Source organism: Streptomyces sp. NPDC091287, assembly GCF_044768525.1.
Classification (GTDB): domain Bacteria; phylum Actinomycetota; class Actinomycetes; order Streptomycetales; family Streptomycetaceae; genus Streptomyces.
The window spans coordinates 1-22,662 of record NZ_JBIVUV010000032.1 but is presented as its reverse complement, the minus strand read 5'-3'; the positions used below and the strand labels follow the sequence as shown (position 1 = coordinate 22,662).

Genomic DNA, 22,662 nt, shown 5'->3' with positions numbered 1-22,662 from the left:
CTCCTGTCGCGCGCCGTTGCGTGACGTAGGTGAGAAAAGCGGCGTACCGCCACGACGCGGGGTTTCCGGTCTGGGTCGACGCTATGCCGCTTCGAGAGATACCCGGGACCAAATTGGCCATTTTCGGCAGCCGGTCCGGAGTCGGGAGATCGCGGATCGCCCGGGTGCTGTGGCACTCCGGGCGGCGGCCGGGGGCTTCGCTGCCCCCGAGGCGTATCGCGCTGATCACGGCACCAGGCTATCGCCCTCGCACCCCGTTGCGTCATGAGCTGCTTGTGTACAAAAGAACCCCCCGAACTTTGACACTCTGGACAGTGCGCCGCGCCGCCTTGGCGAACTCCCAGAACCGGGGCAGTCTGTCCGTACCGCACGGATCCAGGCCCTCGGCACGCCATCGGGGCCACCGGCCCCGAGGAGCCCCGCCATGCCGCAGAAGATCCTCATCGTCACCGGCGACGCAGCCGAGTCGCTCGAAGTCCTCTATCCGTACCAACGGCTGCTGGAGGAGGGTTACGAGGTCGACATCGCGGCCCCCGAGCGCAAGACGCTGCGCTTCGTGGTCCACGACTTCGAGCCCGGCTTCGACACGTACACGGAGAAGCCCGGCTACACCTGGCCCGCCGACCTGTCCTTCTCCGAGGTCGACCCCGGGGCGTACATCGCCCTGGTGATCCCCGGCGGTCGCGCCCCCGAGTACCTCCGCAACAACGCCGAACTGCGGAAGATCGTCGGCGCGTTCTTCTCCGCGGACCGCCCGGTCGCCCAGATCTGCCACGGCCCCCTGATCACCGCCGCCACCGGCAGCCTCAGCGGCCGCAACGTCACGGCCTACCCGGCCCTGGAACCGGACATGCAGAGCGCGGGCGCGACCTTCCAGGACACGGAGGCGGTCGTGGACGGCACCGTGGTCTCCTCCCGAGCCTGGCCGGACCACCCGGCCTGGATGCGAGAGTTCCTGAAGGTACTCAAGTCAACCCACCCGTCACCCCCCTGAAAACACCCGCCAACCAGCCCGACCGCACCTCTCCAGCCCGTCCGGCGTTTGAGAACACTTTTCCAGCCTGTCCGGCGCTTGAGGACGTCCTTTCCAGCCCGTCCGGCCGCACCTCCAGCCTGTCCGGCGCTTGAGGACGTCCTTTCCAGCCCGTCCGGCCGCACCTCCAGCCCGTCCGGCGCTTGAGGACCGGGGTCCGGGGCAGCGCCCCGAAAAGCCCGCACCACGCCCACCCGCACACGGCACCGGCACCGGCACCCCCGCTACGCGGCAAACGTCTCCGCCAACGCCACCGCCTCCCCCAGGCTGTCCACCACCGGCACCCCCGCCCCCTCCAGACTGCTCCGACCGTGCGACCCCCCGGTGTACAACACCGCCCGAGCCCCCACATGCGCCGCCGCCACCGCGTCGTCCAGCGCGTCCCCGATGACCACCGAATTCTGCGGCGCGATCCCGTCCACCCCGGCCAGCGCCTCGAAGTGCCGCTCCATGTGGAGCGCCTTGCTCCCGCCGGACGGACCCGTACGCCCCTCGACGCGGACGAACCGCGGCTCGATTCCGTACCCCCGCACCACCGGCACCAGTTGCTCATGCCCGTACATGCTGAGCAGCGACTGACTGCGCCCGGCCCGCTGCCACTGGTGCAGCAGCTCCTCCACCCCTGCGGTGAGCCCGCAGCCCGCCCGCTGCTCCGCGTAGTACCGGTGGAAGATGCCGTCCATCCGCTCCCACTCGGCCTCGGTGGGCAGCCGGCCCAGGAACCGCTCGTAGAACCGGGGTATGGGGATCGTGTACATCTCCCGGTACTGCTCCAGCGTGATCGGCGCCAGCTCGATCTCCGCGAACGCGGCGTTCGTCGCCTGGATGACGGCATGCGTGTCGTCGAGCAGCGTGCCGTTCCAGTCCCAGACCAGATGAATGCGTGTCGTCCCCGAAGTCATACAGAAAAAATACCCGCCGGGTACGACAACGCCGCCCCTCAGCCGATGAGCTGCGGAATCTCCTGAACGCCGAACCAGAGCAGCTCGTGGTCCTCGGCCCCGTCCACCGTGAACTGCGCGTCGTCGTCGCCGAGGTCCGCCGCTCCCAGCACCGCGGCCGCCGCGGCCACGTCCTTCTCCGCGTCGTCGGCGTCCACGTGCACCGCCGCCGCCTTGGCCAGCGGCAGCGCGGCGGCGATCCGCACCTCGCCGAGCGATGCCGCGCTCAGCCCGTGGTCGGGGTCGGCGACGGCGGCCCCGTCCGGTACGTCGACGGCCACGACGACCCGGCGGCGCACCTCGTCCGGCTTCCCGGCGATCATCCGGAGCGAGGCGGCGGCGGCCCGGTTGAGCGCCGCGTACTCCAGCTCCTCGATGTCGTCGGAGACGTACCACTCGCGCAGCCCCGGGGTCACCGCGTAGGCGGTCAGCGGCCCGGGGCCGACCTCGCCCGCACCGTGCGCCGCTGCGAGACCGGAGAGGGTCAGGGGGACGTACACGCGCATGGCAGGTCGCTTTCGTAGAGGGAAACGTCCTCAGGATACGTGGGAACGCCCCCTTTCGGGTTTCGGCAACCGGGGTCGTCCGTCCACCGCCGACGGCCCGTCACCCTCACCGCAGCCCTTGCCGCACAAGGGCCGAGCCACTGATAGGTGAACCGTGCCGCACCCGTTCAACGCCGAGAGGCCCCTTGCGTCGCTGACGACCGCACCCGTAGAAGATCCCCAACACAAGTTACCGTCCGGTAGAAACCGGGCCCGGTCAACGGGGGCGACGATCATGAGCACGGACAGGACGAGGCCCGCAGGCCGACGCGACCAGAGTGGTCCCCGGTCAGTACCTCCGCAGCGGTCCCGCAGGCTGCAACCCCACCGGCCGCAGCGGCCCCACCAGTGGTTCGCCGAGCGCCTGCTCGCGGTCCTCAGCGGCCAGCGCCCGGTGCACTGGATGCTCGGCCACACCATCGGCGAGGCCTACGACCAGCTCGCCGAGCTGGCCCCGACCACCCCACTGGGGGCCACCCGGGGCAGCCGCCCCGTCCTTCGCCACTGCCGCGGGGCCCAGCCCGCCACCGGCGTGGTCGAGGCGTTCGCCAGCATCGCCGCGGGCGACCGGGTCCGGGCGATGGCCTTCCGCCTGGAACAGGGCCCCGACCAGCGCTGGCGCTGCGCCGCGGTGGAACTGGGCGGCGAACGCCTCACGGCTGGCGCCCCGGGCCCCCGGTGACCCCGCGAACGCGGCAGGGGCCGGACACCTCGTGGTGTCCGGCCCCTGCCGGGGTACTGCCGCTGATGCTACTTCTTGCGACGGCGACCGCCGCCGCCACCGCTCTTCTGCGCCTTGCGGCGCTCCGCACGCGTCATGCCGTCGGCGGAACCGGACCGCGTGTCACCGGTGGCGTCATCGTTGGCGAAGTCACCCTCGACCACACCGCCCTCGCCGTCCACCGTGGGAGCGGAGAAGTGGAGCCGGTCCGGCCGCTGCGGGGCCTCCAGGCCCTTGGCGCGGATCTGCGGGGCAGCGGCGGCGCTCTCCTTCTCCAGCGAGGTGCGCTCGGCGCCGTCCTGCACCGGAACCTCCTCGACCTGCTGCTCGACCTGGACCTCCAGGTTGAACAGGTAGCCGACGGACTCCTCCTTGATGCCCTCCATCATGGCGTTGAACATGTCGAAGCCCTCGCGCTGGTACTCGACCAGCGGGTCCTTCTGCGCCATGGCCCGCAGGCCGATGCCCTCCTGGAGGTAGTCCATCTCGTAGAGGTGCTCGCGCCACTTGCGGTCGAGCACCGAGAGGACGACGCGTCGCTCCAGCTCACGCATGATGTCGGAGCCGAGGGTGCTCTCGCGCTCCTCGTACTGCTCGTGGATGTCGTTCTTGACCGACTCGGCGATGAACTCGGCGGTGACGCCCGCCAGGTCCCCGGCCGCCTCCTCCAGCTCCTCGACGGTGACCTTCACCGGGTAGAGCTGCTTGAAGGCGCCCCACAGCCGGTCGAGGTCCCACTCCTCGGCGAAGCCCTCGGCGGTCTCCTGCCGGATGTAGTCGTCGATCGTGTCATCCATGAAGTGCCGGATCTGGTCCTGGAGGTTCTCGCCCTCCAGAACGCGGCGGCGCTCGCCGTAGATGACCTCGCGCTGCCGGTTGAGCACCTCGTCGTACTTCAGGACGTTCTTACGCGTCTCGAAGTTCTGCTGCTCGACCTGCGACTGTGCGGAGGCGATGGCGCGGGTGACCATCTTGTTCTCGATCGGGACGTCGTCCGGAACGTTCGCCATCGACATGACGCGCTCGACCATCTGGGCCTTGAACAGGCGCATCAGGTCGTCGCCCAGCGACAGGTAGAAACGGGACTCGCCCGGGTCGCCCTGACGGCCGGAACGACCGCGCAGCTGGTTGTCGATACGGCGCGACTCATGGCGCTCGGTGCCGAGCACGTAGAGCCCGCCGAGGTCCTTGACCTCCTCGAACTCCGCCTTCACGGCCTGCTCGGCCTGCTCCAGCGCGGCGGGCAGCGCGGCCGCCCACTCCTCGACGTTCTCCACCGGGTCGAGGCCGCGCTGGCGCAGCTCCGCCTCGGCGAGGTCGTCCGGGTTGCCGCCGAGCTTGATGTCGGTGCCTCGGCCGGCCATGTTCGTCGCGACGGTGACGGCGCCCTTGCGGCCCGCCTGGGCGACGATCGTCGCCTCCCGGTCGTGCTGCTTGGCGTTGAGGACCTCGTGCTGGACGCCGCGCTTGGAGAGCTGCTGCGAGAGGTACTCCGACTTCTCGACCGAGGTGGTGCCGACCAGGATCGGCTGGCCCTTCTCGTGCTTCTCGGCGATGTCGTCGACGACCGCGGCGAACTTGGCGACCTCGGTGCGGTAGATCAGGTCCGACTGGTCGGCGCGGACCATCGGCCGGTTCGTCGGGATCGGCACCACGCCGAGCTTGTAGATCTGGTGGAACTCGGCGGCCTCGGTCATCGCCGTACCGGTCATGCCGGAGAGCTTGCCGTAGAGGCGGAAGAAGTTCTGCAGGGTGATCGTGGCGAGGGTCTGGTTCTCGTCCTTGATGTCCACCCCTTCCTTCGCCTCGATCGCCTGGTGCATGCCCTCGTTGTAGCGGCGGCCGGCGAGGATACGGCCGGTGTGCTCGTCGACGATCATGACTTCGCCGTCGATGACGACGTAGTCCTTGTCCTTCTTGAACAGTTCCTTGGCCTTGATGGCGTTGTTCAGATAACCGACGAGCGGGGTGTTCACCGACTCGTAGAGGTTGTCGATTCCCAGCCAGTCCTCGACCTTGGCGACACCGGACTCGTGGATGGCCACGGTCCGCTTCTTCTCGTCGACCTCGTAGTCGCCGGTCTCCTCGATGCCCTTGAGCTGGTTGCCCGCCTCACCCTTGGTGAGGCGCGTGACCAGCTTGGCGAAGTCGCCGTACCACTTGGTGGCCTGGTCGGCCGGGCCGGAGATGATCAGCGGCGTACGGGCCTCGTCGACGAGGATCGAGTCGACCTCGTCGACCACCGCGAAGTTGTGGCCGCGCTGGACGAGCTCGTCCTTGGACCACGCCATGTTGTCGCGGAGGTAGTCGAAGCCGAACTCGTTGTTCGTGCCGTACGTGATGTCGCAGGCGTACTGCTCGCGGCGCTGGGCCGGCGTCATGTTGGAGACGATGCAGCCAACGTCCAGGCCGAGGAACTTGTGGACCCGGCCCATCATCTCGGAGTCACGCTCGGCGAGATAGTCGTTGACCGTGATCAGGTGCACGCCCTTGCCGGAGAGCGCGTTCAGATATGCGGGCAGGGTGCCGACGAGGGTCTTGCCCTCACCGGTCTTCATCTCGGCCACATAACCGAGGTGCAGGGCGGCTCCGCCCATCATCTGTACGTCGTAGTGACGCTGTCCGAGGACGCGCTTCGCGGCCTCACGGACCGTGGCGAACGCTTCGGGAAGCAGGTCGTCCAGGCTCTCGCCGTCCGCGTACCGTTCCTTGTACTCGTCGGTGAGCGCCCGCAGCTCGGCGTCGGAGAGGTTGACGAAGTCCTCTTCGATGGAGCTGACCTGGTCCGCGATGCGGTGCAGTTTGCGCAGGATCTTGCCTTCGCCTGCACGCATGAGCTTGTTGAAGACGGACACTGAGGCTGGTCTCCTTGCCGGTCGGGCCTGGCACTGGGTCGTGTAATGGACTCTGGCGCGGGCACGGCAGGTAGGCCCCACCGCAACGGCCATCGTAAGCGAGGACACCACCGCGTCGGGAGGGCTGCCGTCGCGTGGACCTCGCCGCACCCTTATAGGACAACGGTCCAAACGCACGGAAGGTGCCGGGAAGCCCCAAAAGTGCTCGCATCAAGGATGCCGGCTCACGAGAATCGGTCCATGGAGCCGATCACTCTCACCACCGAACGACTGCTGCTGCGGCCCTTCGGCCCGCAGGACACCTATCCGGTGCACGCCGCCTGCCAGGACCCGGACATCCAGCGCTGGACGGTGATCCCTTCCCCTTACCGCCTCACCGACGCGGAGCTGTTCACCACGAAGCTCTGCCCGGCGGGCTGGCAGGACGACTCCGCCTACGGCTTCGCCCTGATCCTGCGGGAGACCGGGACGCTCGTCGGTGCGCTCGGCATCGACCGCCGCAGCCGGCCGGGGACGTACGAGGTCGGCTACTGGTCCACCAAGGAGCACCGCGGCCGCGGATACGTCACCGAGGCGGTGCTCGGCTCCGCCCGCTGGGCCTTCTCCTCCCTCGGGGCGGACCGGCTGGAGTGGCGGGCCGAGATCGGCAACGTGGCCTCGCGGGCCGTCGTCCTGCGGGCGGGGTTCCGGCCGGAGGGCGACCAGCGGTCCGGGCTGCTCAACAAGGGGGTGCGGCGCGACGCCTGGACGGCGGCCCTGCTCCCGTCCGACCTGGGGCTCGCGGGCTCCCACCCGTACGTCCCCGAGCGGCATGCTCCGCGGCCCGTTGGAACCCCGGAGCCCCAACGGTGACTACGGAATCCGCGGACGGCGTCCGGGCTGGACTGTCAGTGGCGCCGTCTAGGGTTCGACGTATGACGCCTGTGCCTCCTCCCGCAGTCGAACTCTCCGCCGACCAGGCCCGCCGCATAGCGCTGCGCGCCCAGGGCTTCCTGGGGGCTCCGGACCGCCGGGCAGGGGTGCCGGGAGTGCTGCGGCACCTCGGCGCTGTCCAGCTGGACACGATCTCGGTGCTGGCCCGCTCGCACGAGCTGATCCCCTATGCCCGGCTGGGCCCGGTGAGCCGCCGGACGGTGGAGGACGCCTACTGGTCGGGCGGCCGGTCCTTCGAGTACTGGTCGCACGCGGCGTGCATCCTGCCGGTCGAGGAGTGGCCGCACTTCGCGTTCCGCCGCCGCGCCTACCGCTCCCGCCCGCACTGGGGCCACGATCTGCCCGACGGCTCGTACGACACCGTGATCAAGCAGCTGCGCGACGAGGGCCCGCTGACGGCGACCGAGCTGGGCGGCGCGAAGAACGGCGGCGAGTGGTGGGACTGGTCGGCGTCCAAGGTCGCCGTCGAGCGAGCCCTGATGTACGGCGAGGTGGTGTGCACCGAGCGGCGCGGCTGGAAGCGGGTCTACGACCTGGCCGAGCGAGCCATTCCGGATGCGTTGCTCCACGACGACCTGAGCGACGCCGAGTGCCGGCGGCGGCTGGTGGCGCTGGCGGGCAAGTCCCTGGGCGTCGGCACCCGCGGCGACATCGCGGACTACCACCGGCTGAAGGGCGAGGAGTTCAACGCCGTGGTGGCCGACTCGGGGCTGGTCCCGGTCGTGGTGGAGGGCTGGGCGAAGCCGGCCTGGGCGGACCCGGAGGCCCTGGCCAAGGAGGTCCGCGGACGCCACCGTACGACACTGTTGTCGCCGTTCGACTCCCTGATCTGGGAGCGGGCGCGCACGGAGCGGATCTTCGGCTTCACGCATCGGCTGGAGGCCTACGTGCCCAAGCAGAAGCGGGTCCACGGCTACTTCGCGATGCCGTTGCTGGCGGGCGGGAAGCTCCAGGGCCGGGTCGACCCGGCGCGCGAGGGCACCACGCTGGTCGCCCGGCAGGCGTCGCTGGTCGGCCCGAAGGCGGTGGCCCCGATGGCCGAGGCCCTGGTGGAGGCGGCGGCCTGGGTGGGCTGCACGGACATCCGGGTGGACCGGGTGGACGCCCCGGAGCTGCGCGAGCCGCTCAGGACGGAGATCGGCCACGCACTCCAGCGTGCCTACCGCTGACCGGCCCCCGGTGCCCGGGGCCGGGGCGGGAGCCGTCCGCTACCGGATCTCCAGGATCTTCTCGCGCATGGCGTAGACCACGGCTTCCATGCGGGAGTGCAGCTGCAGTTTCTCCAGGATATTGCGGACGTGGTTCTTCACCGTGTTCTCGGAAATGAACAACTCCTTGGCGATATCCCGGTTGTTCATGCCGGTCGCCACGAGTTTCAGCACTTCCAGCTCGCGTTCGGTGAGCCGGGGCGCCGGAACGAGCCGCCGCTCGTCGGTGCGCTGGATCATCGATTTGAACTCGGTGAGCAGCTTCGAGGCCATGGAGGGGCTGATCTGGGACTGCCCGTCGGCGACCGCGCGAATGGCCGTGGCGACCTCGTCGGTGGAGATCTCCTTGAGGAGATAGCCGGTCGCGCCGGCCTTGATCGCCTCGTAGAGGTCGGCCTCCTCGTCACTGATCGTCAACATGATGATCTTCGCGCTGGGAGCCACCTCCTTGATGGCCGTACAGGCCTCGATGCCGCCGCGTTTGGGCATCCGGACATCCATCAGAACGATGTCGGGCAGCAGGTCGGCGGCCTTGTCGACCGCCTCGGAGCCGTCCCCGGCCTCGCCGACGACCTGGATGTCCTCCTCCTGGGCGAGGACGATCTCCAGGCCCCTGCGGAAGAGCGCGTGGTCATCGACCACGAGGACCCTGATGGGCTCCTTGCGTGAAGCGCCGTCCGCCCCGCTGCCGGTGTACGCACCGGTGTCGTCGTCGGAGTCATTCGCATCGCGCACGGGCCCGAAGGTGTCCGCCATCGTTCCTCCCCCTGAAGGCCACGGCCTGAAGTGTCGGTCGTTCGCCAACGGCACTTCACAGAACACCGATTGGCTCGGGCCGCCATGATTCCATGCCCAGCCACCGGCACGGTGGTCCTGCGCCCGTGCGAGGGTGCCCCCGGTGGCGCGAAACGCCCCGGGGGCACCCCGACGCCGTGGCCTCAGCCGCCGAGCGCACCGCCCGCGCCGCCTGCTTCGTCCGCGGCGAGCGGGTCGGTCCTCAGGTGGATGACGCCGTAGTCGTAGGCGTGCCGCCGGTAGACGACACTGGGCTCCTTCGTCTCGGAGTCGACGAACAAGTAGAAGTCGTGGCCGACCAGTTCCATCTCGTAGAGCGCCTGGTCGAGCGACATCGGTGCGGCGGTGTGGGTCTTCTCGCGCATCACGAGCGGCCCTTCGCCCTGTACTTCGAGCGAGCCGATCTTCGTGGTGGGGACGGGCTCCGACGGCTGGTCGCCGACCAGTTCACCGTCCTCGTCGAACGAAGCGACGCCGGGGACCACGTCCCCGACCTCGGCAGCCGACAGACGGCCGTTGCCTCGGCGGCTGTAGCGCTTGTCGTGCTGCTTGCGCAGCCGGGCCTCCAGCTTTCCGGTGGCCAGGTCGAGCGCTGCGTAAGGGTCGCCCGCCGCCGCTTCCGCCCGGATCACCGGTCCCCGGGAGCGGAGCGTGATCTCCACCCGGTCGGAACGGTCGGCCTGACGGGGATTCGGCTCCTTGGACACCTCGACGTCGAGGCTGATCACCTTGCCGTCGAACTTCTGGATCTTGTCCAGCTTCAGCTTCTCGGCCACGTGCTTGCGGAACCGCTCGGGCACCTCGGTCTTGCGGCCCTTGACGACGATGTCCACGCAGAACTCCGTTCCCGGATCGCTCCGCTCTGCGGCGGAGCATCTCCCTTTTGCACCAGGCCCCGGAGATCACCAGGGCCTCGGACTCGGTGGCTTTCGCCTCCTCCTCCCCCGTCGGAAGGGTCGCAACCCCACCGACTTGCGTGCTTCTCTTACCGGTGAGTTACCTGCCCGAAACCTGATGGTGCATTCATCGAGGTCCGGCATTCACCGTTCCTCACAACCGAACATAGCCTGCACACCAGGGTCTCGGCACCCGCTACTGGCACGTACCTCCGTTCAGGGGGTATTGCCCTCTCATTACCTGCAACGATGCGGGTTCTCGGTCAGTTCCGGTTTATTTCGAAGGCGGAGGGAGAGGCTGCGACGACCGCCGCTCGGCACACTCCGTGCACGGAAGGCTCCCGACCGGCGCCGCGCGCCTCTCCGACGGCCCGTGCCGCCTCCGCCAGCGTCGATCCCGTCGTCAACAGATCGTCGACCAGAATCACCTGACCGTGCCGGAGAGGCCCCTGCCCGAGGAGTCCGAGCCCAAGGAGCCGCCCTCCCCCTGCCGTGAGCTCCAGCGCGCCGGCCAGATTCGCCCACCGCTGCCGCGCCCCGAGACCGGTCTGGTCGGCGACCGCGCGACGCTGCCGCAGCAACGGAAGCACCTCGGCCGGCAGGCCCTCGCGCCGCAGGTCCCGCGCGGCGGCTACAGCGATCCTGCGCACCGGGTCATGGCCACGCGCCGCGGTCGAGGAGCGCGCGGAGGGCACCGGGACCAGCAGCAGGGGGCCCGCACCGCCCGGCCGCCCCGCCCAGGCCCGTACAGAACCCGCCAGGGCCCGCCCGAGCGCCCCGGCCAGTCCCAGTGCCCCCCGTTCCTTGTGGGCCAGCAGAACCGCGCGTACGGCGTTCTCGTACGGCGCGGCCGCGTACACCGCCGGAAGCCCAGGAGGCCGGGGCGATGGCCGGACCCGGCGGGCGGGCGCACCGTGCAACGCGACCCCGCAGGCCGTGCACAGCTCGGTGCGTGGCCTGCCGCAACCGGCGCAGGCCACCGGCAGAAGCAGCCCGGCCCCTTCCTGCCACGCGTTCCGCATGGCCCCACTGTGCCGGGGCCGCCGGGACCGGACCACCCCTGTGGAAAACCCCGGGCGTCCGGCGGAGCCCGGACTGCTGCCGGATCAGCCGGGGTAGACCAACGACGTGCCCTGTTTGAGAACCGTCTGCCAGTTGTCCCCCGGCGAGAGCTTCACAATGCCGTCGCCGACGGTCTCCGCCATCAGCGGAAGCAGTTCGTCGTCCGCCGCGGCGACCGACTGGACCTGGTTCACCCCGGGCAACGACCCCGAGGCCGACGTGGAGCCGTCAGCCTGTACGTAACGCACCTGCTGGACACCGCCCTCCTCCTTGCCGACGACCACCAGCCGGCTGCGTCCAGACCAGGAGATGGCCGTCACGTCCGTGAGCTGCGGTGCGGCCTGGCGCAGGTCCTCGACCGAGATCTCGGGCGCCACAGCGGAGCCCCGGCGCTCGACCCGGCCGATATTCAGCGTCGTACGGCCGTCCTTCCGCAGCAGCAAGGCGATCCGCACCCCGTCCGCGGACATCCGCAGCTCCTCGATACGGGCGCCGTCGAGACCCGGCACCCGGACCTCCTGCGGCTCGCCCGCGCCCCCGGTCAGCCGCAGCAGCCGGGGACCGGCCGGATCGCGGTCGGCGACCCACAGGTCGCCGCGGCCGTCCCAGCTCGGCGACGACAGCCGGTCGGCGGCCTTCTTCGCCTTGCTGCTGACGAGGGGGTCGGCCAGTTCACTCCCTTCCGTCTCCAGGGAGGACACGTAGAGGTGCTGACCGTGGGAGGAGATCGCGGCGGCCCGTCGTTCGTCCCGGGCCACCCCGACCGCGCTCATCGGGACGACGCCCGCACCGAGCGGGCCGGTCACGGGCTCGGGCGTTCCGGTGCCGTCGGTGGCGCCGGGGATCCGCTCCACCTGGCCCTTGTCGTTGATGAAGTACTGGCTGTCGGCCTCGTCGGAGCCGTTGTCGGCGGAGAACTCCGGCGCGTCGTCGGCGTCCAGTGCGCAGAGCTGGGCACCCTCTCCGCCCTCCAGCTCCACCCGCTCGACCCGTGCCGAGGTCAGGTCCCCGAGCGTGAACAGCACCTGCGCGGCCATCATCCGGCAGGCGCTGGGGCTCGCCTTGTCGGCCTTGTGGTTGAGCGGCACCTTCAGGACGTTCTGATCGTCCGACGGCAGCGCGATGACGTCCTTGCGCAGGGCGGTCCCCGTCGGGAACCGGGAGTCGACCACGGGCCGCAGCCAGTTCGTCGGACCGGCGAGCAGCGTCCTGACGGTCTGCGTGGCGGTGTCCATGCGCGTGACCGGATCCGCACGGTTGCGTACGTAGACGGGGTCCGCGACGAGTGTCGACCGACCGTTCGTCCGCCCGGTGGCGAAGTAGTACTTGTTCACGGATCGGTAGAGGCGCTTGAAGTCGGACTGCCCGAGGACCAGGCCGTCCGGCACGACGTCGATGCGCCACTCCTGCTTCCCGTCCGGCCCCTTCTCCTGCACCAGGTGCAGGGTCTGGGCGTAGTCGCTGGGCGCGAAGGGACGGTAGGAACTCTGGGCGTCGACCGCGGCCACCTTCTCGCCGGTCAGCGTGTAGGTCGTCGCCTTGTCCCGGGTGGCCCGGTTGGCCTCGTCGTGGAGCAGGGGGCCGCTGCGGTTGGGGGCCTGGGCGAGCACCGTGATGCCCCCGCCCGGCTGCCAGGTGCGCCGGGCGTCGGCGCTCAGGTACTTCCGGGTGGTCGCGAACGCGGGATCATCGCTGGTCATCGACTCCAGGAAGCCGTCGACGATCTCGCTGGGCGCCGCGCCTTCCCGGGGTGCCACCGCGTACACCTGCACCTGGGAGTCCCCGGGCTGTGAGGCGTCGACCGCCTTGACGTCCCCGGTCACCGGCATCGAGCCGCACCCGGCCAGTACGACGACGCCGCAGCCCAGCAGCGCGAGCATCCGCACCGCCCGTCCTCGGCCGCCCGGACGGCGGTCAGTACCCACGAGTGGTGTCCTCCTGGTCGGAATTCAGTACGCCGTTGCCCGAACGCCCGCCGGGGCGCTCCTGGGCCGGGCGCGCCACGACACGTGCCCCGTTGCCGGGCAGCGCGGCGGGGTGCACCGACGAGGGGGCGCCGTTGCGGACGACGGGGCCCCGACCGGGGACAGGCAACGGCGAACGCTCGCCGGCCCCGGGCTGGGGCGGCACGGACATCAGCCGGTGATCGTCCGACGCGCCCGCTCCGGCCTCGTCGCGTTCCCGGTTGCCCCGGTTACGCCGCGAGTCCTCGGGCTCCAGCGGTATCGGCGAACCACGCAGGGGCTCGTCCGCCGTACGCGGCAGGGTCAGCCTGAACTGGGAGCCGCCGCCGGGCTCGCCCCAGGCCTGCAGCCAGCCGCCGTGCAGCCGGGCGTCCTCCACGGCGATCGACAGACCGAGACCCGTCCCACCGGTCGTCCGGGCCCGCGCCGGGTCCGCACGCCAGAACCGGTTGAAGACCCGGGTCGCCTCGCCGGGCTTGAGCCCGACCCCGTAGTCCCGGACGGCAACGGCGACCGCGCCCTGCGCCACGCCCATCCGCACCACGACGTCCCGGCCCTCACCGTGCTCGACGGCGTTGACCACGAGGTTGCGCAGGACGCGTTCGACACGGCGGGCATCGGCCTCGGCTATCACCGGCTGGTCGTCGCCGATGACCAGGATCCGGGTGCCCTTGCGCTCGGCGAGCGGCTCGGCGCCACCGATCACCCGGTGCACCACGGTCCGCAGGTCTATCGGCTCGGCCTCCAGAGCCGCGGCGCCCGCGTCGAACCGGCTGATCTCCAGCAGATCGGCGAGCAGCGACTCGAACCGGTCGAGCTGGTCGCCGAGCAGCTCGGCGGAGCGCGCGGTGACCGGGTCGAAGTCGGCCCGCGCCTCGTGGATGACGTCGGCGGCCATCCGGACGGTCGTGAGGGGGGTCCGCAGCTCGTGCGATACGTCGGAGACGAAGCGCCGCTGCATCCGCGAGAGCTCCTCCAGCTGCTGGATCTTCAGCTGGAGGTTCTGGGCCATCTTGTTGAAGGCCTCGCCGAGCCGGGCGATGTCGTCCTCGCCGGTGACCTTCATCCGTTCCTGGAGCTTGCCGGCGGAAAGCCGCTCGGCGATGCCGGCGGCCATCCGCACCGGCGTGACGACCTGTCGCACCACGAACCAGGCGATGGCCCCGAGCAGCACGACGACGAACAGCCCGGCGGTCGCCAGGGTCGTCTTGACCAGTGTCAGGGACTTCTCCTCCTGCGTGAGCGGGAAGAGGTAGTACAGCTCGTAGGGCTGCTGATCGATGTCGTACAGCCGCTTGCCGACGACGAGCCCGGGCTGCGACTCCTTGCCGTACGAGTACCGGATCAGGGAGTACGTCTGGAACGCGCCCTGGCCCTTGCTCACGTTCTGCCGCAGGCGCTCAGGGACGCTGGACGCCTCGACGCTGCCCGAACCGCGCGCGGCACGGCTGCTCGCACCCTCGGTCACCGAGTCGACGCTGAGCGCCACCACGTTGAAGGCGTTCTTGCCGCCGCTGGCGAGCTGGTCGACGAGCTCGGTGCGCCAGGAGGTGCTGCCGGTCATGCCGTCGGTGCGCTCGCTCCCCTGCCCGTCGGGGGTGAGGGGGGCGTTGGCCTTTTCCTGGGCCGCGGCGAAGCCTCCGGCGGCCTGGGTCTGGGCGGCCTTGCCCTTGGCGTCGAGCAGGCCGTTGCGCACCTGGCCGATGACGACGAAGCCGAGCAGCAGCACGACACCGATCGACATCAGCAGGGTGCCCGCGACGACGCGGAGCTGCAGATTGCGCCGCCACAACCGGACGGCGGGCAGCAACGGGCGGCGTACCCACCGCATCAGCAACCGCGGTACGGGCCCGCCGGGCGTCCGGTCCTCGAACAGCCGACCGCCCTGCAGGAAACGGCTCATACGTGACGCCTTCCGTCCCGGGCCGGCAGCCCGCTCCGTACGGACTCCCGGCTCGCCGGGCCCCGGAGCAGCGCTGCCTCGAGGCATCTCAGCTCGGTCCGGCCTTGTAGCCGACGCCTCGGACCGTCACGACGATCTCCGGCCGTTCCGGGTCCTTCTCGACCTTGGAACGCAGACGCTGGACATGCACATTCACCAGGCGGGTGTCGGCCGCGTGGCGGTAACCCCACACCTGTTCCAGCAGGACCTCACGGGTGAAGACCTGCCACGGCTTGCGGGCGAGCGCGACCAGCAGGTCGAACTCCAGCGGGGTCAGGGCGATGGACTGCCCCTCCCGCTTCACGGAGTGGCCCGCCACGTCGATGACCAGGTCACCGATGGTCAGCTGTTCCGGCGCGGGCTCTTCGGACCGCCGCAGACGTGCCCTGATCCGGGCAACCAACTCCTTAGGTTTGAACGGCTTGACGATGTAGTCGTCGGCCCCTGATTCCAGGCCCACCACCACATCGACGGTGTCGCTCTTGGCAGTGAGCATGACGATCGGCACACCGGACTCGGCCCTGATCAGCCTGCACACCTCGATGCCGTCCCTTCCGGGCAGCATGAGGTCGAGCAGCACCAGGTCCGGCTTGGCCTCACGAAATGCGGCCAGTGCCTTGTCGCCGTCCGCTACGAACGACGGCTCGAAACCTTCTCCACGCAGCACAATCCCGAGCATCTCGGCCAGTGCGGTGTCGTCGTCGACGACAAGGACGCGTCCCTTCATAATCGACATCATCCCATTAGCTAATCGTTACCTGCGATGACCTGGCACACAGCTCTGCCAGTCCGACCCCTGTGACCGGCGAAACAGCGCCCTCCTCGGTGACGATCGCCGTGATCAGTTCGGGCGGTGTGACGTCGAAGGCCGGGTTGTACGCCGGGGCCCCGAGGGGTGCGACGACCATCCCGCCTTCACCGTCGGCCGATACACCCTGCCACGATGTGAGCTCCGTCACTTCTTGCCCGGGGCGCTGCTCAACGATGATCGATGTGCCGTCCGGGGTCTCCAGATCCACGGTCGTCGTCGGCGCCACCACGATGAAGGGCACGTGGTGATACTTCGCGAGCACGGCCAGCGGATAGCTCCCCACCTTGTTCGCCACCGAACCGTCGGCGGCGATGCGGTCCGCCCCTATGAGCACCGCATCGACCTCCCCGGCCGCGAACAGGGAACCCGCCGCATTGTCCGTGAGCAGGCTGTACGCCAGACCGTTGCGCGCAGCCTCGTACGCGGTCAGTCGGGCCCCCTGGAGCAGCGGCCGCGTCTCGTCCACCCACAACCGTCGCAGCCGCCCCTTCCGGTGCACCCGCAACGCCACAGCGAACGCCGTCCCCTCGCCCCCGGAGACCAGCGCCCCGGTGTTGCAGTGGGTCAGCAGCTGATACCCGCGGCCCTGGATCAGCTCCTCCAGCAACGCCTCGCCGTACTCCGCCATACGCCCGCTGGCCTGGGCATCCTCCCGGTGCAGGGTCCGCGCCGCGGCCAGCGCCGCCGCGGCGGCCGCCTCGTCGCCCGCCCCCTTGCCGACGGCTTCCCCGTAGGCGGCCGCCACCCGCCGCACCCCGTAGCCGAGGTTCACCGCGGTGGGCCGCGCCCGCTCCAGCAGACCGGCCGCCTCCGCGACGTCATGGCCCCGCGCCGCCGCGAGCGCCACCCCGTAACCCCCGGCGATCCCGAGCAGCGGGGCCCCTCGCACCGCCAGAGTCCGGATCGCCCGCACCAGCGCGGGCACATCGGTGCACACCAGCTCGACCTCCTCGGCGGGCAGCCGTGTCTGGTCGAGAAGCACCAGCACGGGACCCTCCGGGGGCTCGTCCCAGCGAAGTACGGAAAGCGCGGGAGGCTCGAAGCCCGCCGTCGATTGCGCGTCCTGATCAGCCATCCGTCCAGTCTGCCCGGTGAGCCGCCCGTACCTGAAGGCACCAAGGAGACAGAGCGGCTGGTCCACCCCGGACCCACGCGTGGCACGATGGCTGCCAACCTGCCGCCCCGATGAGCGGTCAGGACGGTGAAGGAGCGAGAATGAACGACTCTCCGGGCTGGGCGTCGCCCGGATCTGCCCCCTCCGACGGCAAGGAGACGGCGATTCCCCGCCCCTCCGAACCTCAGGACGGAAGCGGCCCGTCGGGACAGTGGTCCCCCGAGCAGCCGCCCCCCGGGCAGTGGTCCCCACCGAGCAACCCCGGCAGCGGTCCCGGAGCACGGCCTCCCGCCCCCGGGTGGGGCAGTGGCCCTCAGCGACAGGGCTGGGCAGGACCGCCCCCGGCCGCGAAGCCCGGCGTCATCCCGCTGCGTCCCCTGGGCCTCGGCGAAATCCTCGACGGCTCCGTCTCCGCCCTGCGCGCCCACTGGCGTACCGCACTCGGCTTCAGCCTCGCGGTCTCGGTGGTCACCCAGATCGCCGTCATCCTCATGCAGCGCTATCTGCTGCCGGAACCGACCTCCGTCGACCCGAACGCCACCGGCACCGAGGCCCTCCGCCAGGCCACCGACTCCGCCCGGTCGACTCTGATCTCCCTGGCCCCGGCCTCCCTCGTCATGATGATCGCCACGCTCTTCACCGCGTCGATCATCACCGTGGTCATCAGCCGCTCGGTACTGGGCCGTCCCACCACACTCTCCGACACCTGGGCAGAAGCCCGCCCCCGGGTCCTCCCGCTGCTCGGGCTGACCTTGCTGGTGGCCCTGATCATGGCCGCGATCATGACCGTGGGCATCGGCCCCGGCCTGCTGCTGGGCTCCGAGGCGGGAGCGGCACTCGCCTTCCTGGGCTTCGCCGCCGCCTGCGTCGTGATGCTCTGGCTGAACGTCAGCTTCGCGCTCGCCGCCCCAGCCCTGATGCTGGAACGACAGAGCGTCGTCGCCGCGCTGCGCAGGTCGGCGAAGCTGGTCCGCGGCGCCTGGTGGCGCACCTTCGGGATCCTCGCCCTGACCTGGCTGCTGACCTTCCTGCTGACGTTCCTCGTCTCCATCCCGTTCGGCATCATCGCGGTGATCGCCGACGGAACCGACGTCAGCGAATTCTTCAGCGGCACCGCCCCTTCCTTCGGCTGGCCGTTCCTGATCGTCACCGGCATCGGTGAAGTGATCGTTTCGACACTGATCTACCCCTTCGTCGCCGGTGTGATGGCCCTCCTCTACGTGGACCAGCGCATCCGCCGCGAAGCACTGGACCTCGACCTCGCACGGGCCGCGGGTCTGCCCGGCTACGGCGCCGACACCCCCAGGAGCTGATGCGGTGTCGGGGGCGGGGGGCATCACCACAGCACGGCGGGACACGGCAGCGGGCGACATACCCGTGGACACTCCGCGTCTCCCCGCACGGGAGGCGGCGGAGAGCGAGCTGTCCAAGCCGATGTACCACGAGAACGACCCCAACTTCCTCCAGCGCGCCCTGAACCAGTTCTGGGACTGGGTCGCCGGGGTATTCGACGCCGCCGCGGGCGCCGCGCCCGGCGGCCCGGCCGGACTCGTCGTCCTGGTCGTCCTCGTCATCGGCCTTGCCGCCGCCCTCTGGTGGCGGCTCGGCACCCCGCAACGCTCCTCCCGGAGCCCGGACGCTCTCTTCGACAACGACGGCCCCCGCAGCGCGGCCCAGCACCGCGCCACCGCCGAGTCACACGCCACGGCTCTGCGCTGGACCGAGGCCGTCCAGGAACGCATGCGTGCCATCGTCCGGTCCCTAGAGGAACGTGCCCTGCTCGACCCGCGCCCCGGCCGCACAGCGGACGAAGCCGCAGCCGAAGCCGGCCGTGCCCTGCCCGAGCACACGGCCCGGCTGCGCACCGCCGCCCGGGCCTTCGACGACGTGACGTACGGGGGCCGCACCGCGGACCAGCCGACATACCTGTCCCTGCGCACCCTCGACCTCGAACTCGACGAGGCAAAACCGCTGCTGCCCGGAACCTCCCGAGGAGCCGCCGGATGACCACGGCGACCACCGCTTCCCCCACCTCGACAGCGCCCACCCCCGGCCAGGTCTGGACCCGCGCCCGAGGCATCCTGGCCGTCGCCCTCATCCTCGTCGTCGCCGGCATCACGTTCGCCGTCGTACGTTCCGGAACGAACCACGGACAGCTCGACCCCCGCTCGACGGACCCCAAGGGGAGCCGCGCCGTGGCCGAACTCCTCAAGGCTCGCGGCGTCTCCGTCACCGTCGCCACCACCCTCGACGAAGTCACCGACACGACCGGCCCCGACACCACGCTCCTCGTCGCCAGCCCCAATCTCCTGACCCGGTCGCAGCAGCTCCGACTGGACGCGGCGGCCTCCGCCTCCGCAGGACGCACCCTGCTGATCGCCCCGGGACCGGGAGCCACGGCTCGACTCGCCCCCGGCGTCCACGCCGAGCCACACCAGGCCGTCAGTGCGCTCGCCCCGTCGTGCGAGCTCCCCGCCGCCCGGCAGGCCGGCACAGCGGACATGGGCGGTACCCGGTACACGACACAGGACCCCAGCGCCGTCACCTGCTACCCGGCCGCAGGCCTCCCCAGTCTGGTCGTCCTCCCGACCGGAGAAGGCGGCGACACCGTCATCCTCGGCTCCCCCGACCTCCTCCACAACGAGCGTCTCGACCAGCAGGGCAACGCCTCGCTCGCCCTGCAACTCCTCGGCTCCCGCCCCCATCTCGTCTGGTACCTCCCCTCTCTCACAGATCCATCCGCGACAACCGATGACGACTCCCCCGACGACGGAAACGAAGACCAATCAAAGGACAGAGCGAGTGACGACGCGTCCGACGAGAGCAGCTTCCTCGACCTCGTCCCCTCCGGCTGGCTGTGGGGAACGCTCCAACTCGCCCTTGCCGCAGTCCTTGCCGCCGTCTGGCGAGCCCGCCGACTCGGCCCCCTGGTGACGGAACGCCTGCCGGTGGCCATCCGCGCATCCGAATCGGCCGAAGGCCGCGCGCTCCTCTACCGCAAGGTCAACGCCCGCGACCGTGCCGCCGACGCCCTCCGAGCCGCCACCCGCACACGTATCGCGCCCCTCGCCGGGGTGCCCGCCCGTGATGCACACACCCCTGACGCCCTCCTCGCCGCCGTGTCCGCGCGCATCACCACCCCGGACCACGACCTCAGCACCCTGCTCTTCGGTACGGCTCCCTCCACCGACGCCGCCCTGGTCCTCCTCGCCGATCAACTCGACGCCCTCGAAAGAGAGGTACGCACTTCATGAGCGCCCCGACCCCCGAGCCGGCCGAGCCCACGGTGCCCGCAGCGGCCCCCGTGAGGCCCGCGGAACCGGAGCCGTCCGACAGCGCCCGCGCGTCCTTGGAGGCTCTGCGCTCCGAGATCGCCAAGGCCGTCGTCGGCCAGGACCCCGCCGTCACCGGGCTCGTCGTCGCGCTGCTCTGCCGGGGACACGTACTCCTCGAAGGCGTACCCGGCGTAGCCAAGACGCTGCTGGTCCGTGCACTTGCCGCATCACTCGAACTCGACACGAAGCGCGTCCAGTTCACCCCCGACCTGATGCCCAGCGACGTCACGGGCTCACTGGTCTACGACGCGCGCACCGCCGAGTTCTCGTTCCAGCCAGGCCCCGTCTTCACCAACCTGCTGATCGCCGACGAGATCAACCGCACTCCTCCCAAGACCCAGTCCTCCCTCCTCGAAGCGATGGAGGAAAGGCAGGTCACCGTGGACGGGACGCCACGGCCACTGCCTGACCCCTTCCTCGTCGCCGCGACCCAGAACCCCGTCGAGTACGAAGGCACCTATCCCCTCCCCGAAGCCCAACTGGACCGCTTCCTGCTCAAACTGACGGTTCCGCTCCCTTCGCGGCAGGACGAGATAGACGTCCTCACGCGTCACGCCGACGGCTTCAACCCGCGCGACCTGAAGGCCGCGGGGATACGACCCGTCGCCGGGCCCGCCGATCTGGAAGCAGCACGCGAAGCCGTCGCGAAGACGACCGTCTCCCCCGAGATCGCCGGCTATGTAGTGGATATCTGCCGTGCCACGCGCGATTCCCCCTCGCTCTCCCTCGGCGTCTCCCCCCGAGGCACCACCGCACTGCTGTCGACCGCCCGCGCCTGGGCCTGGCTGACCGGCCGGGACTATGTCACCCCGGACGATGTGAAGGCCTTGGCGCTCCCCACGCTCCGTCATCGCATCCACCTGCGGCCCGAGGCGGAAATGGAAGGAGTCACCCCCGACTCCGTCATCGCCTCAGTGCTCGCCCACGTCCCCGTACCCCGATGAGGCGGTGACCATGGCCCTCACCGGACGTACCGCGTTGCTGGCCGCCCTGGGGTCACTCCCCGTAGGCATCCTCGCTCCCAGCTGGGCCGGGATACTTGCGGTCAACGCACCGCTCTCACTGGCAATTCTGTGTGACTACGCCCTGGCCGCGCCAGTGCGCACGCTCCGATTCACTCGATCCGGTGACACATCTGTTCGACTCGGTGACGCGGCCGAAGTGCAACTGACGGTGACCAACACCTCGCGTCGGCGTCTGCGCGCCCAGCTGCGGGACGCGTGGCCCCCCAGCAGCTGGACCTCGGGCTCCGAACGTCGCGCTTCCCGCCACACACTGGCGATTCCCGCCGGGGAACAGCGACGTCTGGTCACTGTTCTGCGCCCGACCCGTCGCGGCGATCGACAGGCCGAACGCATCACCATCCGCTCGTACGGCCCGCTGGGTCTCGCCGCACGCCAAGGACAGCACCGGGCGCCGTGGACCGTACGGGTCCTGCCACCGTTCACCAGCCGCAAGCATCTGCCTTCCCGGCTCGCCCGACTTCGGGAACTCGACGGCCGCACCAGCGTTCTGACCCGCGGTGAAGGCACGGAGTTCGACAGTCTGCGGGCCTACGTGCCCGGGGACGACACCCGCTCCATCGACTGGCGGGCCACCGCACGCCAGTCCGCCGTAGCGGTCCGAACATGGCGTCCCGAGCGTGACCGGCACATTCTGATCGTCCTCGACACCGGCCGCACGTCAGCGGGCCGAGTGGGTGACGTCCCCCGCCTGGACGCCTCGATGGACGCCACACTCCTTCTCACCGCGCTCGCCACCCGGGCGGGCGACCGTGTAAGCCTCCTCGCCTACGACCGCCAGGTCCGAGCCCGGGTCCAAGGACGGACGGCAACGGGAAACATTCTGTCCACCGTCATCAACACCCTGGCTACGCTGGGACCCGAGCTCATCGAGACGGACGCCCGCGGCCTGAGTAACGCCGCCCTCACCGACGCCCCTCGCGGCTCACTGATCGTCCTCCTCACGACGTTGGAGGCCGCCCCCATCGAGGAGGGGCTTCTCCCGGTGCTGCCCCAACTCACCCAGCGCCACACCGTTCTGCTGGCCGCGGTCTCCGACCCTCGGATCGAGGAAATGGCGCACGCCCGGGGAACCGTGGACTCGGTGTACGACGCGGCAGCCGCCGGCCAGGCCCAGGCCGACCGTGGCCGCACTGCCGACAGGCTCCGCCGCCACGGCGTTGTCGTCGTGGACGCCACTCCGGAGAGTCTCGCTCCCACGCTTGCCGATACGTACTTGGCCCTGAAGGCCGCAGGCCGTCTCTGACGGAGAGCGCAACGCCCTGCCCTGCCGACTCTGCGGTCGAGGAGTATCCGGGGACCTGCCTGCTCCAGCTCGCGTTCTCCTGATTCTCCTCGGCGCAGGTGCCGGTCGAGTCGTGAACGCAGGAAAGCCCCGTGCCACAAGGCACGGGGCTTTCCCGGAAAAATTGTTCGGCGGCGTCCTACTCTCCCACAGGGTCCCCCCTGCAGTACCATCGGCGCTGAAAGGCTTAGCTTCCGGGT

The 22,662-nt window shown here is 70.2% G+C and carries 19 protein-coding genes and 1 rRNA gene; 9 read left to right on the top strand and 11 right to left on the bottom strand.

Annotated elements, in window-relative coordinates:
* Nucleotides 1–424 precede the first annotated feature (424 nt).
* A complete protein-coding gene (locus ACIQRW_RS36600) occupies nucleotides 425–994 on the top strand; it encodes a DJ-1/PfpI family protein (protein ID WP_403769203.1) in 570 nt (189 codons plus the stop codon).
* 263 nt (nucleotides 995–1,257) lie between these two features.
* Here ACIQRW_RS36600 and ACIQRW_RS36595 read toward each other — a convergent pair whose 3' ends face one another.
* On the bottom strand, nucleotides 1,258–1,935 hold the full coding sequence (locus ACIQRW_RS36595; RefSeq protein WP_403769200.1) for an HAD family hydrolase: 678 nt from the start codon (nucleotides 1,933–1,935) through the stop codon (nucleotides 1,258–1,260).
* 38 nt (nucleotides 1,936–1,973) lie between these two features.
* Nucleotides 1,974–2,480 (bottom strand): DUF6912 family protein, encoded by a 507-nt coding sequence (locus tag ACIQRW_RS36590; protein WP_265601281.1) that lies wholly within the window; start codon nucleotides 2,478–2,480, stop codon nucleotides 1,974–1,976.
* Between the two features lie 274 nt (nucleotides 2,481–2,754).
* On the opposite strand from ACIQRW_RS36590, the gene ACIQRW_RS36585 reads away from it, so the two are divergent.
* Nucleotides 2,755–3,201, top strand: coding sequence for an Rv3235 family protein (locus ACIQRW_RS36585; RefSeq protein WP_265601280.1), 447 nt, complete (start codon nucleotides 2,755–2,757; stop codon nucleotides 3,199–3,201).
* 68 nt (nucleotides 3,202–3,269) lie between these two features.
* On the opposite strand, the gene secA is transcribed toward ACIQRW_RS36585, so the two are convergent.
* Nucleotides 3,270–6,095, bottom strand: a complete 2,826-nt coding sequence (secA, locus tag ACIQRW_RS36580) for a preprotein translocase subunit SecA (RefSeq protein ID WP_403769196.1) — start codon at nucleotides 6,093–6,095, stop codon at nucleotides 3,270–3,272.
* 240 nt (nucleotides 6,096–6,335) lie between these two features.
* Between secA and ACIQRW_RS36575 the strand changes: the two genes are divergently transcribed.
* Nucleotides 6,336–6,947, top strand: coding sequence for a GNAT family N-acetyltransferase (locus ACIQRW_RS36575; RefSeq protein ID WP_403769193.1), 612 nt, complete (start codon nucleotides 6,336–6,338; stop codon nucleotides 6,945–6,947).
* A 62-nt stretch (nucleotides 6,948–7,009) separates the two neighbouring features.
* On the top strand, nucleotides 7,010–8,197 hold the full coding sequence (locus tag ACIQRW_RS36570; RefSeq protein WP_403769190.1) for a winged helix-turn-helix domain-containing protein: 1,188 nt from the start codon (nucleotides 7,010–7,012) through the stop codon (nucleotides 8,195–8,197).
* A gap of 39 nt (nucleotides 8,198–8,236) precedes the next feature.
* On the opposite strand, the gene ACIQRW_RS36565 is transcribed toward ACIQRW_RS36570, so the two are convergent.
* From ACIQRW_RS36565 to mtnA, 7 genes are all read right to left on the bottom strand, one after another.
* A complete protein-coding gene (locus ACIQRW_RS36565) occupies nucleotides 8,237–8,992 on the bottom strand; it encodes a response regulator transcription factor (protein ID WP_265601276.1) in 756 nt (251 codons plus the stop codon).
* Between the two features lie 182 nt (nucleotides 8,993–9,174).
* Entirely contained in the window at nucleotides 9,175–9,864 is a 690-nt protein-coding gene (gene hpf / locus ACIQRW_RS36560) for a ribosome hibernation-promoting factor, HPF/YfiA family (RefSeq protein ID WP_003968752.1), read from the bottom strand.
* Between the two features lie 326 nt (nucleotides 9,865–10,190).
* Nucleotides 10,191–10,949 (bottom strand): ComF family protein, encoded by a 759-nt coding sequence (locus ACIQRW_RS36555; RefSeq protein WP_403769187.1) that lies wholly within the window; start codon nucleotides 10,947–10,949, stop codon nucleotides 10,191–10,193.
* A gap of 84 nt (nucleotides 10,950–11,033) precedes the next feature.
* Complete coding sequence (locus tag ACIQRW_RS36550; RefSeq protein WP_403769260.1) at nucleotides 11,034–12,869, bottom strand: LpqB family beta-propeller domain-containing protein; 1,836 nt, start codon at nucleotides 12,867–12,869, stop codon at nucleotides 11,034–11,036.
* Between the two features lie 34 nt (nucleotides 12,870–12,903).
* Nucleotides 12,904–14,943, bottom strand: coding sequence for an MtrAB system histidine kinase MtrB (gene mtrB / locus ACIQRW_RS36545; RefSeq protein ID WP_403769185.1), 2,040 nt, complete (start codon nucleotides 14,941–14,943; stop codon nucleotides 12,904–12,906).
* Between the two features lies 1 nt (nucleotide 14,944).
* Nucleotides 14,945–15,634: a two-component system response regulator MtrA gene (gene mtrA / locus ACIQRW_RS36540; RefSeq protein ID WP_007448372.1), complete on the bottom strand. Its 690-nt coding sequence runs from the start codon at nucleotides 15,632–15,634 to the stop codon at nucleotides 14,945–14,947.
* 4 nt (nucleotides 15,635–15,638) lie between these two features.
* The gene (mtnA, locus tag ACIQRW_RS36535) at nucleotides 15,639–16,781 is read right to left on the bottom strand and encodes an S-methyl-5-thioribose-1-phosphate isomerase (RefSeq protein WP_403769182.1); all 1,143 of its coding nucleotides are present in this window, start codon (nucleotides 16,779–16,781) and stop codon (nucleotides 15,639–15,641) included.
* Between the two features lie 140 nt (nucleotides 16,782–16,921).
* On the opposite strand from mtnA, the gene ACIQRW_RS36530 reads away from it, so the two are divergent.
* Genes ACIQRW_RS36530 through ACIQRW_RS36510 form a run of 5 tightly spaced genes read left to right on the top strand, consistent with a single transcriptional unit; the run spans nucleotide 16,922 to nucleotide 22,423 of the window.
* Complete coding sequence (locus tag ACIQRW_RS36530) at nucleotides 16,922–18,133, top strand: glycerophosphoryl diester phosphodiesterase membrane domain-containing protein (RefSeq protein ID WP_403769179.1); 1,212 nt, start codon at nucleotides 16,922–16,924, stop codon at nucleotides 18,131–18,133.
* A gap of 4 nt (nucleotides 18,134–18,137) precedes the next feature.
* Entirely contained in the window at nucleotides 18,138–18,827 is a 690-nt protein-coding gene (locus ACIQRW_RS36525) for a DUF4129 domain-containing protein (protein ID WP_403769176.1), read from the top strand.
* Nucleotides 18,824–20,074 (top strand): DUF4350 domain-containing protein, encoded by a 1,251-nt coding sequence (locus tag ACIQRW_RS36520; protein ID WP_403769173.1) that lies wholly within the window; start codon nucleotides 18,824–18,826, stop codon nucleotides 20,072–20,074. Before ACIQRW_RS36525 ends, ACIQRW_RS36520 begins: the two co-directional genes overlap by 4 nt.
* Nucleotides 20,071–21,099 (top strand): AAA family ATPase, encoded by a 1,029-nt coding sequence (locus ACIQRW_RS36515; RefSeq protein ID WP_403769170.1) that lies wholly within the window; start codon nucleotides 20,071–20,073, stop codon nucleotides 21,097–21,099. The genes ACIQRW_RS36520 and ACIQRW_RS36515 overlap by 4 nt, the downstream gene beginning before the upstream one ends.
* Before the next feature lie 10 nt (nucleotides 21,100–21,109).
* Complete coding sequence (locus ACIQRW_RS36510) at nucleotides 21,110–22,423, top strand: DUF58 domain-containing protein (RefSeq protein ID WP_403769167.1); 1,314 nt, start codon at nucleotides 21,110–21,112, stop codon at nucleotides 22,421–22,423.
* Between the two features lie 165 nt (nucleotides 22,424–22,588).
* Here ACIQRW_RS36510 and rrf read toward each other — a convergent pair.
* A 5S ribosomal RNA gene (gene rrf, locus ACIQRW_RS36505) occupies nucleotides 22,589–22,662 on the bottom strand; the annotation flags it as partial.